This is a genomic window from Paenibacillus dendritiformis, from assembly GCF_021654795.1.
Classification (GTDB): domain Bacteria; phylum Bacillota; class Bacilli; order Paenibacillales; family Paenibacillaceae; genus Paenibacillus_B.
Genome location: NZ_AP025344.1, coordinates 94,658 through 107,976 on the forward strand (window position 1 = coordinate 94,658; position 13,319 = coordinate 107,976).

The following is a 13,319-nucleotide window of genomic DNA, read 5'->3' on the forward strand; positions in this document are numbered from 1 at the left end:
GCAATTTCCTCCGCACGTCCAAGCCCCAGGAGGGAACGATGCTTCGAGCAGGCCGATAATGCTTCCAGCAGGCCGGATAATGCGATGATGCCCCCAGCATCCGACGCGGTCGCTTGGATCCCGTACAATCAGGCCATTGAGTAGTCTATGGGGCTTTTTACTTATGATTGATCTCTTCTCCCGGTAGAGAAAATCGATTTAAAACGCTCTAAGAGCCAAAGTTTGGATGAGGAAAATGGACCATCTCCACCCCTTCACAAAAAACAGGGGTATTCCAACAGCCTGGCTTTTGCAGGAATTTATGAAAATATCGGCTCAAGGGGCATAAATTCCTGCATTCACGCAGGATTTCACTGCCGAATCGGCCGCATTCCTCTGCCGCCGCTTTTCCCGCCGCTGTCTCCCGCCTCCCCGCCTCTATGTACCCTTTGGCCCGTTTTGCCCCGTATCCTAGCGCACAGCCACACTCTAGGGAATAACCTCGTTCCGTTAATGCGAGTACACAAAACAGGCAGAGACGGATGTCTCTGCCTGTTCGCGTGAAAGTACCGCGGCTTAGGAGAACCGATTCGCCAGCTCCTGGAAGCGGAGCTGCGCCGTGCTCTCCAGCACCAGGTCGGCGTGCGGGAAGGCGGCCGGGCTTCCGATCGCCACCGCGAACATGCCCGCGGCCTTGATGGCGTCCACGCCCGCGACCGCATCCTCGACCCCGATGCAGAACTTCGGATCGGCGTTCAGCGCCGCTGCGCCGGTCAGGAAAATTTCCGGGTCGGGCTTGTTGTTTTTCAATGCGGCGGCATCCACGATGACGTCGAACTGATCCGCGATGCCGAGGCGGCTGATGACCGCCAGCGCGTTTTTGCTGGCGGAGGCGAGGCCCATCTTTACGCCGTGCCGCTTAATATCGGCGATGAAGTCGGCGATCCCGGGCAGCAGGTCAGCCGGCGTCACCTTATCGATGAGCTCCTGGTACAGCTTGTTTTTGCGATCCGCGAGCTGCTCCAGCTCATCTGCCGTATAGGACGGAGGCGTTGGCGCTTGGCTGAGCAGGAGCTTCAAGGAATCCATCCGCGAGACGCCTTTGAGATTCTCGTTGAATTCGCGGCTGAACGGGATTCCCAGCTCTTCGGCAATGGCGTTCCAGGCCAAATAATGATACTCGGCCGTATCCGTAATGACGCCATCCAGATCGAACAGGACAGCCTGGAGCGAACTTGTCTGATTCATCGTTATCTCTCCTCCCATAGGTTCCGGTTTCTTCTTCGAGCCCTTCCTGAGCTCCTCCTTATCGAGCCCTTGCTTACTTGGCGCCGAGCGGACGGTGAACCGCTCCGGTGCTGTCCAGGCTTACCGGTTCGCCGTACAAGGCGATGTCCAGCTTGTCGCCCTCCAGCAGCTCCAGCGTGATGCCATTGCCGGCGACGCGCACCCCAATCAGGCGTCCGCGGAACGTGAGGCGGAAGGCGTACTGCTCCCATGCCGCCGGCAGGACCGGCGCGAGCGACAGTCCGCTCTCCTTCAGGCGCATTCCGGCGAAGCCGTAGACGATCGACATCCATGTGCCGCCCATGTTGGCGAGGTGCAAGCCGTCTTTCGTATTGCCGTGCGTATTGTCCAGATCAAGGCGCGCCGTCTCGATGAAATAGTCGTAAGCCTTGTCCACCTCGCCGATCTTGGCAGCCATAATGCTGAAGATGCAGGAGGACAAGGAAGAGTCATGCGTCGTGATCCGTTCATAATAATCGTAAGATCGGCGAATGGTCTCGAGATCCTGCTCATCCTCAAGCAGGAAATGCGCCAGCACCGTGTCGGCCTGCTTGCATACCTGATAGCGGTAGATGGTCAATGGATGATAATGAAGCAGGAGCGGGTACTTGTCCTTCGGCGTATTCTCGAAGTCCCAGACTGCCTTCCGCAGGAACGTATCATCCTGCGGGTTGATGCCGAGCTCTTCGTCATACGGCAGCAGCATCGCCTCCGCGGCCTTCTCCCACGATTCGATCTCCTCGGATGTGACGCCGAGACCCTCGCATAGCGCCTTCAGCCCAGCGGCATCGTAGGCTTGCAGGATGGCGCAGCTCTTGGCCGCCCATTTCAGGTTATGCTTGGCCATCACGTTCGTATAGTAGTTGTTGTTGACCAGACAGGTGTATTCATCCGGTCCGGTGACCTCGTCGATATGGAAGGCCCCTTGATGGTAATGCCCGATCTCCGCCCAGAGGCGGGCCGTCTCGATGAGCACCTCGGCTCCGTAGGACAGCAGGAACTCGTTGTCCAGCTCGGCCAGATAATATTGAATATAGCTATAAGCGATATCGGCGCTGATATGGTACTGCGCCGTGCCTGCCGGGAAAAAGGACGAGCATTCCGTCCCCGCGATCGTGCGCCACGGGAACAGCGCGCCCCGGCGATGCCCCATCTCCCGCGCTCTCGCTCTGGCCTGATCCAGAATCGAATAGCGGTACAGGAGCAGCTGCTTGGCAATCTCCGGCTGCGTCATCAGGAAGAGCGGGAACATATAGATTTCCGTATCCCAGAAATAATGGCCTTCGTACCCTTCACCGCTCAAGCCTTTGGCCGAGATGTTGCTGTGCCGGTCCCGGCCCGCCGATTGAAGCAGCTGGTACAGATTGAAGCGGATGCCTTCCTGCAGCTTGTCATCTTTCTCGATCACGATGTCTGCAGATTTCCAGAAATTATCCATATATTGCGCTTGCTCCGCGAGCAGATCGTCGAACGACAGCGACGCAAGCTGCTCGTGAAGCGCGATGCCTTGCTTCACCAGGCCGTCGCCGTGGCGCAGCGTGTCGGTATAGATGCTGTATTTGGTGAAGCTTACCAGACCGGATCCATCGGCAGACGCCGTATAGACAACTTCTCCGGAGGCCGCTTCCCAAGCTTCCTGCGCCTCGCCGTCGAAGCGGTGGCGGGCCACGCAGGCCGCCTGCAGCCCGGAGGCCATCGTCTCGTCCACGACATAGCCGTACGGGCCCTCGATTCCGAAATCCGCGATATTCAACCGCTTGGCATGGCCCGCGCCGACGCGGGGATCATTCGGATTGGTGTAGTTGGTCACATTGCCGTTGACGGTCGAGACCATCTTGATGGAGCCCGTGAAATTGACCGGTTCAATCAAAACGTGAATGGCGAACAGTTCCCGGCGGGTGAACGACACCAACCGGCGGAAGGTCAGCTTCAGCTCCTTGCCCGAAGGCGAGGTCCAGCGCACCGTGCGTTCAGAATATCCCTTATCCAGATGAAGGCGGCGTTCGAAGGCCGTCACTTGGCCTTGATCGAGGCGGAACGGTTCTTCCTCCTCGCCGACGTAAATCCGGATGGTCTGGGCGTCGATAAGGTTAACCAGCTTCTGCTGCGTATCCGGGAAGGCGAACAGCTTCTCCCCGTAAGGAATATCGATAACATCGTGAAAAGCGTTCAAATAGGTGCCGCGAATCGTCGGCATGGCTTCCCCGTAGCCTTCTTCGAAGTTGCCTCGCACGCCTAAGTAACCGTTGCCAAGAGCAAAGATACTTTCCATATTGAGCAGCGCGTCCGATGTCAAATCACGGTTGGAAATTGTCCAGGTCATGGTTGCGGATCCTCCCTTGTGTGATTATGATTTGAATTTTAGTTCGTAAAAGGATAAGATTATACTAAAATATTTAGATTATTATCAATATTTTTAGGTGAATGGGGAGAGATGCATGAACAAGTCGTTCCATGCCGGGAATCGGCCGAGTTTCTTGTCGTCCCGGATGCAATACTTGCGGGATAATTATGTTCATCCTCCGTTCGATTATGAACAAGAACTGCTGGAGGCGATCCGGTTCGGGGACGAGGACAAGGCGCTCGATATGCTGAACCGCATCAATCAACTGGAAGGCGCCGTGCTGGCTTCCTATCCGCTGCGCTCCAGGAAGAATGCCTTGATTGCTTCCTGCACGCTGTTCACCCGGGCGATTATCAGGGGCGGCGTCGATGCGGAGACCGCCTTCCAGCTCAGCGATACGCTGATTTTGGAGATTGAACGGATGAGCGATGTAGAACGTCTCAATCTGTTCGAATATGAAATGCTGATGCAGTTCATTGCGACCATCCGGCGGGAGAAGGAAGTGCTGCCCTATTCGCATATTGTCAATTTATCGGTGCATTATATTCGGGAGCATATATTCCAGGATCTCGCCTTGAAAGGGATTGCGGCCCATATTGGCGTGCATCCGAGTTATTTGTCGGATCGCTTCAAGCGCGAGACCGGCATGTCGATTACTTCGTTCATTCAAGCGAAGAAAGTGGAGGAGTCGAAGCATCTGCTCATTTATACGAATCAGTCTATTTCGGAAATCGCTTTCCTGTTCAAGTTCTGCAGCCAAAGTTATTATACTCAGATCTTCAAAAAATTTACGGGCCTGACGCCGAGGCAGTTCCGCAGGGACAATTCCGGCAAGTAAATCTGAAAAAAGTAGGAATCAGCTATGAACGCACTGAAGCAGAAAATATTGCATTGGAGCCTCGAGAAGAAATTAATCGCGGCGTTTTCTTGTTTTATTATCGTCCCGCTGCTGCTGATCGGCGGCATTGTGTCCTGGGTATATGTGGACAATAACCGGAATACGATGCTGGATGCCGCGGTCGAGAACAACCGGCAGATTATGAACAATATCGACACGTCGCTGCAGCCGCTGGTGCGGTTATCCATGTTCCCTCTCCAGGAATCGACCATATACCAGATTATGCGCAAGGAATATAGCAAGAAGCCATATCCGATGCTGGAACGGGGACGGGACTTCGACACGGTGAACGGTCTGATCCTTAATGGCATGATGCTGTACTCCGATCTGATCGATTCGACCATCATTTACCATGGCAATGACCATCTCATTATCGGCCGCAGCAATAGTCAATACATGAACATGTCTTACCTGGAAAAGGAACTCGTCCACGAGCCATTCGTGCAGAGGATTCGCGAGGAACGCGGGGGATACGTGCCTATCGGGATCCACCAGGAACGGCTGCTGTCCCCGCATGGCGAGCCGGTCGTGTCTGTCGGAAGAGCGATTCTGGATCCGTATACCAAAAAGGACCTGGGATTCATCCTGCTGAACATATCCGTCGATAAGCTGAAGACGCTATGGAGGGATTCCTCCATGACGGAGAACACGAGTTTTTATTTGATCGACGAGGACAACCGCATTATCTACAGCAAAGACCCGAGCGGGATCGGCCAGCCGGCTTCCAAGCTTCTTGGGGAACCGTTCAAGGAGCTGCCGGGCGAGACGCTGACGCATGAGAGCAAGGATACGTACCTGATTTCCTCCTCCTCCAAGCTGTCGAACTGGAAGGCGGTTACCGTCATTCCGAAAAATGAGCTGTTCTCTATCGTCTATCTGATGGTTGCGATTATGGCGGTCAGCCTCATTCTGCTGCTGGTGCTGTCGATCATGATCTCGGCGCAAATCGCGACCATGATCATGAAGCCGCTTTCGGTCTTGAACAGCAAGATGAAGCTGGTCTCTCAGGGACAGCTTAATGTACAATTCGACAAGCAGTATGGCGAGATCGGCATTATCAGCAATACGGTGGATAATATGCTGAAGGAGATTCGAGGCTTGATCGGGCGCATTTACCGCGAGGAACAAGAGAAGCGGGATTTGGAAATGATCGCCCTTCAATCGCAGATCCGCCCCCATTTTATTTACAATACGCTGAACGTAATTAAGTGGATGGCCAAGATCCAGGGGGCCACGGGAATCGAAGAAGCGCTGCATGCCTTTTCGTCCGTCATCAAATTCACCGTAAAGACGAGCGGCAACTATGTCACGATTGCGGATGAAGTGGAATTCATCAAAAATTATACCAATATTCTCGATTACCGTTATATGAACAAATTCGATGTGGCTTATGAGGTCGATCCCGGCGTCCTCTCCTATAAAACCTTGAAATTTTTGCTTCAGCCGTTGGTGGAGAACGCGGTATTCCACGGATTTACCGGAATCGACTACAAAGGAAGCCTCATTATTTCGATACAAGAAGATAGGGAACGACAGGAGCTGGTCATGCAAGTCATTGACAACGGGCGCGGCTTCCCGGAAGAAGGACAGGAATCGCGGGCGGAAGAGGATGGCCCGCGCGATCCGTTCAATTCCATCGGCATCGCGAACGTGCGGAGCCGCATCGAGCTCAATTTCGGAACGGAGTACGGCTTGTGGATTACAGACCGGGAACAGGGCGGAACCGTGGCGACGATCCGGGTTCCGGTTATCAACGAAGAAACGGCAGGGTGATATCGATGCGATTGCTAATTGTAGATGACGAGCCGCTTGTCCGAATCGGGATTAAATCGGCGATCGATTGGGACAAGCAGGGCGTGGACATTGTCGGGGAAGCGGGGGATGGCGAAGAAGCGCTCGAGATGATGAGGGCGCATGCGCCGGATGTTGTGCTATTGGACATTAAAATGCCGAAAATGGACGGCCTTGACGTGCTGAAAGCGATGAAGGAGAATCGTATTCCAGCCAAGGTTATTATTTTGAGCAGCTTCGATGATATATCCTATGTGAAGCAGGCGCTGAAGCTGGGGGCGGTAGATTACTTCCATAAGCCGGAGATTAACGAGCATGAGCTGGTCTCGATGCTGGCGGCCATCAGGGAGGAGAATGCCGCGAACGGTATGGCGCCGGCCGTGCCCGAGGCCGGGAGCCCCGCCCGCCAGACTGACCAGGCCTTGACGGATGCGCTTCATGGCCATCCTCACACGATGTCGGCGACGGGGCTGCGCGAAGGGAATCTGTACGTGGTGCTGTTCGCCGTCAAGGACTATGACAAGGTGATCCGGAGATACACGGCCGATACGGAGTCGGTGCTGCCGAATACGATCCGGAACATCGTTACCGAGCTGTTCTCGAAGGAGAAGGAACTGGAATATTTGCAGTTGGATCAGCGGCGAAGCGTCGTCTTCATCAGCAACAGCGAGCTGAAGAGCTTGCTGGCCTCCTTGACGCGGGTCAATGAGAAGGTGCAAATGATTGGCTCGGCCCTCAAGCGGTTCGTCAATATTGATCTGGTGTTCGGCATCAGCGACTGGTTCGCCGATTTCAGCGGGATACCAAACGGCTACGCGCAAGCGGAGGAGGCGCTCGCGCGCAGCTTCTATCACCCCAATGCGTCAATCTTCTATTATCAGCATCTGAAGCGGCCGAGGGAGGAGGCCGTGGAGCAGGCCGACCGATATGTCTCCGAGATGAAGGCGGCCCTGAGAGAAGAGGCGGATCAGACATTCATGAGCTTGCTGACTCGCTGGGAGGGACTTCTCCGCCAAGAGGAATGTCTGGATGAGAAGGAAGTGCGCAAAATCTATGAAGGCTTGCTGTTCATGATGGGGGGCAATGAACCGGAACGCCAGGACGGGGGCGCCGCCGAGTTGGAAACTTTCGAACAACTGTCCGCTTATTATCGGGAGATTTTTATGAAGCTTGCGCAGTACAGGGAGCGGGAGGATAGAGGCTACAGTCAATTGACGCGGAATATCATGCAGTATACCCGGGAGCATTATCACGAGCGGTTATCCTTGAAAATGCTTGGCGAGCTGTTCCATGTCAGTCCCAATTACGTCAGCAGGCTGTTCAAGCAGGAGGTAGGAAGAGGGCTGTTCGACTATATCAATGAGCTACGGATCGAGAAGGCCAAAGCCCTGCTCAAGGACTATCGATACAAAATTTATGATATTGCCGAAATGGTCGGCTTCAATAATCAGGCTCATTTCTCCATCGTCTTTCAAAAATACACGGGGCTGTCTCCGATGCAATATCGCAAAGAAAAAGTGTGATTTTCGAAAAAAAAAGCACAAAAATTTATAAAAATGATTTTCCCGGTGCAGGATAAAAAAAAGAAAAGGGCCGAGTTGGCCGATATTTTGAAATTAATCATCATTTGATTAATTTTTTTTGTGTCCATTTCATCTTATGCTGAAGTAGCAAGGGAAAGTCCAACATACTACATGGGGGGTACCGTACATGCGCAAGATGAAGAAAAAAATCTCGGCCACGCTGATTCTCTGTCTGGCCCTGCTTGTCGGCTTGACGGCCTGCGGAGGCGGCAAAGCGGACAACGCCGCGGATCAAGGAAAAGGCAACGAGGCTGCCGGCGAAAAAGTAACCGTTAACATGGGGTTCTGGGGCACCGCGCAGGACTTGAAGGTCTATCAGGATGCGGCCGCGCGTATTTCCGAGGAATATCCTGACATCGAACTGAAGATTAAGCAATACCCTAGCAGCGAACAGTTCTGGAATACGCTTCCGGGCGAGATCGCCGCGGGAGTGGCTCCGGATTTTATCAAAATTTCGAATGAAGGCGCTTTTGAGTATATCAATAAAGGATTGTTCACTCCGCTGGACGAGCTGATCAGCTCGACCCAGGTGGACATGACCCGTTTCCCGGAAGCTTCGATGAAGATCTGGAACGTGGACGGCAAGCAATACGGCGTCCCGAACAGCGACATGCCGGCGATGTTCCTGATTAATGAGACGATGTGGAAAGATGCGGGCCTGGGCGATTATCCGAAAACCTGGGACGAGGTAAAAGCGGCGGCGAAGAAGCTGAATACCGATAAAGTGCACGGGATTATCATCAATATCGATGCATTCCATATCACCAACTATGTGAAAAGCTTCGGCGGCGGCTGGGGAAATGGGAAAACGATCAACTCCCCGGAAAACGTAAAAGCGCTGGAAGCGATTATCGGGATGTACAATGACGGACTGGCCGTGACGCCGAAGGCGCTTGGGTTCGGCTGGGACGGCGAAGTATTCAGCAATGAGCTGGGCGCGATGAGCACCGGCGGCTACTGGTACAAAGGCTTCCTGAAGGATGCGAATCCGGATCTGAAATATGCCGCGATTCCGGTTCCGAAGGGCACGGCCAATGGCAGCACGATGAGCTCCGACGCCTATGTGGTGCTGAAGGATGCCAAAAATAAGGAAGCTGCGCTCAAAGCCGCTTACTACATGACGAATGACAAGACACAGACCGAGTTCATGGAGCTTGGTTACAACCCGGCCGTTCCGGAACTGTCGAAGCAATACTTCGAGAAGAATCCGGAATTCAATCCAGTGCAGCCGGCGCTGGAATACAGCACGGACTATGGATATCCGACAGATACGAAGCGGTTCACCGACGAATTGGTCAAGCAATTGGAAGAACGAATTCTTGGCGGTTCCGGCAAATCGGCCCAGCAAATTCTGGACGATATTCAAAAGCAATTCCAATAAGGTGAGTCGGCCGTCTTGATTGCTGCTCCTTTCTCCCTCCCCGGGAGGGGGAGCAGTACCTTTTTATCTGTGATGATATGAGCAGAGGGCGCCGTTCACGCAGGCCGCTTACACTTTCAGTACCGGGAGGAAAACAATGTCCAAACATGGCAGCAACAACGCGGAATTAAGGGGGGCGAAAATTAGGCAATCCTGGTTCCGTTCCCTGGCGGATTCCGATAAGACTCTAGGTTGGATGTTTTCACTGCCTTTTCTATTTTTATGGGCATGGTGGTTTTTATATCCATTCATCCAGTCCTTCGTGAGAAGCTTTCAGGACGCGAACTTTGCAAGTCTCGATCAGGCTAAGTTCATCGGACTGCAAAACTATATTACGATTCTTCAAGACAAGGAATTTTTCCGGGCGGTGCTTCATTCCCTGGAAATCGTGGTCTTGTCCGTTCCGATTCAGACGCTGCTCGGCCTGCTGCTGGCGCTGGTCGTGAATCAGAATTTGAAGGGGAAGGGGATATTCCGAACGGTCTTTTTCCTTCCTTATATCACGTCTCAGATTGCGATTACGACGGTATTCATGATGCTCTTCAAGAAGGGGACCTTCCTGACGGACTTCTTCGGCATGCTCGGCTTCGGCAATGTGACTTGGTTCGCGGACACGAACTATGCCTTGCTGTTCGTCTGCATCCTGTTTATTTTCCAACAGGCCGGCTTCACGATGATTGTGTATTTGTCCGGGCTGCAGGAGATTCCGAAGGATCTGTATGAGGCGGGAGAGATTGACGGCGCTTCGAAATGGCATAAGTTCCGTTATATTACGGTGCCTTCCTTGCGGCCGATTACGTTCTTTATCGTCTCGGTCTCCACGATTACCGGCTTCCAGATTTACGACCAGATCGCGGCCATCTCGAGATACGGCGCGCTTGGGTCGCCTGCCGGCGCAACGAGCACGGTCGTGACGTATTTCTACCAGCACGGGATTCGCTACATGAACATCGGGTACGGAAGCGCGGCCGTCGTGCTGTTCTTCTTCATCATCATGTTTATTACGTTCCTGCAAAAAAAACTATTGGACGAGAAGGGGTGAGCGCATGAAGACCCGAAGCAGAACCGGACGGCTGTTCCTGTATATCGCCGCGATTTTGATTGGGCTCTTGTTTGCCCTTCCTTTTCTCTACACGATCTATACGTCGCTCATTCCGATGCGCTACGTCAACAAGCTGGTGTCGCCCGAATTGTGGACGCTCGACAACTATAAAATGTTCTTCACCAATGAAGCGTATGATGTGCCAGGCTGGTTCCTCAATACGCTCATTATGACGGGGATTGTCGTGATCGGGAATCTGATCATTAACCCGATGGCGGGATTCGCGCTCGCCAAGCTGGATTTCCGGGGCAAAAGCGTTATCTACTGGATTGTCGTTGCCACGATGATGGTTCCTTATCATATGATTTTGATTCCGGTATACGTCAATGTGGCCCAGCTTGGCTGGCTGAACACCTTCTGGGCATTGACGGTGCCTTTCTTGTACCAAGGCCTGTATATCTTTATGCTGCGCCAATTTTTCATCTCCGTGCCGAATGAATTCATCGAGGCGGCCCGGATTGACGGCTTGACGAAGATGGGCGCCTTCTGGCGGATTGTATACCCGTTGGCCCGTTCTTCGCTGATTACGATGTCGATTCTTGCCTTTGCCGGGACATGGAACAGCTACCTGATTCCGAGCACGCTGGCCAATACGCCGGAGAGATACGTGCTCGTCGTCGGTCTGAACAGCGTGAAGGATATGTTCTTCGAGAATACGCCGCTCATTATGGCGGGGGTCGTTCTCTCGACGCTGCCGATTATCATCTTCTTTTTCGTGTTCCAGCGACAATATATTGAAGGCATCTCCAATGCCGGCGTCAAAGGCTGATGGATGGAGGAGAGCGGAATGGAAAAGAGCGGGTTGGAGCAATGGAGAGGCCAGGCGGAGGAACTGCTTGGCAAAATGACGCTGGCCGAGAAAATCGGCCAGACCGTGCAATACGGCCGCTGCGAGGAACGGGAGCGGGAACTGATCGCGGAAGGGAGGATCGGCTCGCTGCTGAACGTGCACGGCGCGGATAAAGTCAATGAGCTGCAGCGAATCGCGGTAGAGCAGAGCCGCCTGGGCATTCCGCTGTTGATCGGCGACGATGTCATTCATGGCTTCCGGACCATCTTCCCGATTCCGCTCGCCGAAGCGGCGAGCTGGGATCCGGAAGCGATGGAGAAGAACGCCCGCATCGCGGCGACCGAAGCGGCGGCGGAAGGGATCCGTTGGACGTTCGCCCCGATGGCGGACCTTACGCGCGAGCCCCGCTGGGGGAGAATCGCGGAGAGCACGGGAGAGGACGTCTACTTGTCTGCCCTGGCCGCAGCGGCGAAGGTGAGAGGCTTCCAGAGTCCGAACGCGGAAGGGTATCCGACGGTCGCCGCCTGCGTCAAGCATTTCGCCGGATATGGCTGGGTGGAAGGCGGACGCGATTACGATACGACCGACATGTCGGAGCGGACGCTGCGGGAGACCGTGCTGCCGCCTTACTTCGGCGGCATTCAGGCTGGCGCCTTGACCGTCATGAGCGCCTTCAGCGAGCTGAACGGGGTGCCTGCCACCGGGAGTTCCTGCTTGCTGCGGGATATTTTGCGGGAGGAATGGGGCTTCACCGGCATGGTGGTCAGCGACTGGGAATCGATCGAAGAATTAATCTATCACGGCTATGCGGAGGATCGCCGCGATTCCGCACGCAGAGGGCTGCTTGCCGGGGTCGATATGGATATGCATTCCGGCGTCTACCTGGAGCATCTGGAATCGCTCGTACAGGAGAATCCCGAACTGATGAAGCTGCTTGATGAAGCGGTGCTGCGCATTCTGATGGTGAAATTCCGGCTCGGCTTGTTCGAGCGGCCGTATGTCGATGCCGGGGAGCCGCCGGCGCCCGGCATTCCGGCGGAGCACGCGGAGCAAGCGAGAGACAGCGCGCGCAAGTCGATCGTGCTGCTGAAGAACGACCGCGGCATCCTGCCGCTCGATTATGGGCGGCACCGGAAAATCGCCTTGATCGGACCGCTGGCGGATGACCGCCACAACTCGATGGGCTGCTGGGCCTGGAAAGGCCGGGACGAGGATGTCGTGACGGCATGGGATGCGTTCCAATCCGAGATCGGGCCCCATGCCGAGGTGTACCATGAGCCGGGCAGCGGTATCAACGAGGCGATTCCGGGCGGGATTGACCGCGCCGTCGAGCTGGCCAAGCAATGCGATGTGGCCGTCGTGACGGCGGGCGAGAGCGAGGCGATGACAGGCGAGCATTACAATGTCGCTTCGATTACGCTTCCGGCTTGCCAGGAGCGTCTCATCCGGGAGCTGAAGGCGAAGACTAATACGCCGGTCATCGTCGTTCTGATGAACGGGCGGCCGCTCGCGACCGAATGGGTGCATCACCATGCGGATGCGGTGGTGGAGGCTTGGCACTTGGGGACGATGACGGGCTATGCGCTGGTCGATGTGCTGACGGGCCGCCATAACCCAAGCGGGCGCTTGCCGGTCACGATCCCGCGATCGACCGGACAAATTCCGATTTACTATAACCGGAAAAATACGGGCCGGCCGCATTTGTATGAGGATTATATCGATTGTGACGATTCGCCGCTGTATCCGTTCGGGTACGGCCTGAGTTATACAACATTTCATTATGACGATCTGCAATTGGAACGAAGCGCGATTCACCGCGATGAGTCGGTCGCGGTATCGGTGCGGGTGACGAACGCGGGAACGCGCGCCGGGGAAGAGACGGTACAGCTCTATATTCGCGATCTGGTTGGGAGCACGACGCGTCCCGTCAAGGAATTGAAAGGCTTCCGCAAAGTCTTCCTGGAGCCGGGAGACAGCCGGACGGTAAGCTTCGAGCTGACGCCGGCAGAGCTGGGGCTGCTGGATGAGCAATTCCGGTTCAAGGTGGAGCCGGGGAAATTCCATATCTGGATCGGGCCGCATTCCGAGGAAGGGCTGCAGGCCGAATTGACGGTAACGTAGATGT

General features: G+C 54.7%; 9 protein-coding genes. 7 read left to right on the forward strand and 2 right to left on the reverse strand.

The features are described from left to right. Window positions 1-555 precede the first annotated feature (555 nt). Both pgmB and L6439_RS00485 read right to left on the reverse strand, forming a co-directional pair. Window positions 556-1,227: a beta-phosphoglucomutase gene (pgmB, locus tag L6439_RS00480; RefSeq protein WP_213468537.1), complete on the reverse strand. Its 672-nt coding sequence runs from the start codon at window positions 1,225-1,227 to the stop codon at window positions 556-558. Between the two features lie 73 nt (window positions 1,228-1,300). Beyond that, window positions 1,301-3,589, reverse strand: a complete 2,289-nt coding sequence (locus tag L6439_RS00485) for a glycoside hydrolase family 65 protein (protein WP_213468538.1) — start codon at window positions 3,587-3,589, stop codon at window positions 1,301-1,303. Between the two features lie 115 nt (window positions 3,590-3,704). Between L6439_RS00485 and L6439_RS00490 the strand changes: the two genes are divergently transcribed. The 7 genes from L6439_RS00490 (at window position 3,705) to L6439_RS00520 (ending at window position 13,315) form a co-directional block, all read left to right on the forward strand. Continuing rightward, a complete protein-coding gene (locus L6439_RS00490; RefSeq protein WP_168181095.1) occupies window positions 3,705-4,448 on the forward strand; it encodes a helix-turn-helix domain-containing protein in 744 nt (247 codons plus the stop codon). A 24-nt stretch (window positions 4,449-4,472) separates the two neighbouring features. Then, the gene (locus L6439_RS00495) at window positions 4,473-6,281 is read left to right on the forward strand and encodes a cache domain-containing sensor histidine kinase (RefSeq protein WP_168181094.1); all 1,809 of its coding nucleotides are present in this window, start codon (window positions 4,473-4,475) and stop codon (window positions 6,279-6,281) included. 5 nt (window positions 6,282-6,286) lie between these two features. After that, window positions 6,287-7,822, forward strand: a complete 1,536-nt coding sequence (locus L6439_RS00500; protein WP_213468539.1) for a response regulator transcription factor — start codon at window positions 6,287-6,289, stop codon at window positions 7,820-7,822. Between the two features lie 187 nt (window positions 7,823-8,009). Then, window positions 8,010-9,263: an ABC transporter substrate-binding protein gene (locus tag L6439_RS00505; RefSeq protein ID WP_213468540.1), complete on the forward strand. Its 1,254-nt coding sequence runs from the start codon at window positions 8,010-8,012 to the stop codon at window positions 9,261-9,263. 136 nt (window positions 9,264-9,399) lie between these two features. Beyond that, window positions 9,400-10,344: a carbohydrate ABC transporter permease gene (locus L6439_RS00510; RefSeq protein ID WP_168181091.1), complete on the forward strand. Its 945-nt coding sequence runs from the start codon at window positions 9,400-9,402 to the stop codon at window positions 10,342-10,344. Between the two features lie 4 nt (window positions 10,345-10,348). After that, window positions 10,349-11,173: a carbohydrate ABC transporter permease gene (locus L6439_RS00515; RefSeq protein WP_168181090.1), complete on the forward strand. Its 825-nt coding sequence runs from the start codon at window positions 10,349-10,351 to the stop codon at window positions 11,171-11,173. An 18-nt stretch (window positions 11,174-11,191) separates the two neighbouring features. After that, window positions 11,192-13,315, forward strand: coding sequence for a glycoside hydrolase family 3 N-terminal domain-containing protein (locus L6439_RS00520; protein WP_213468541.1), 2,124 nt, complete (start codon window positions 11,192-11,194; stop codon window positions 13,313-13,315). Window positions 13,316-13,319 lie beyond the last annotated feature (4 nt).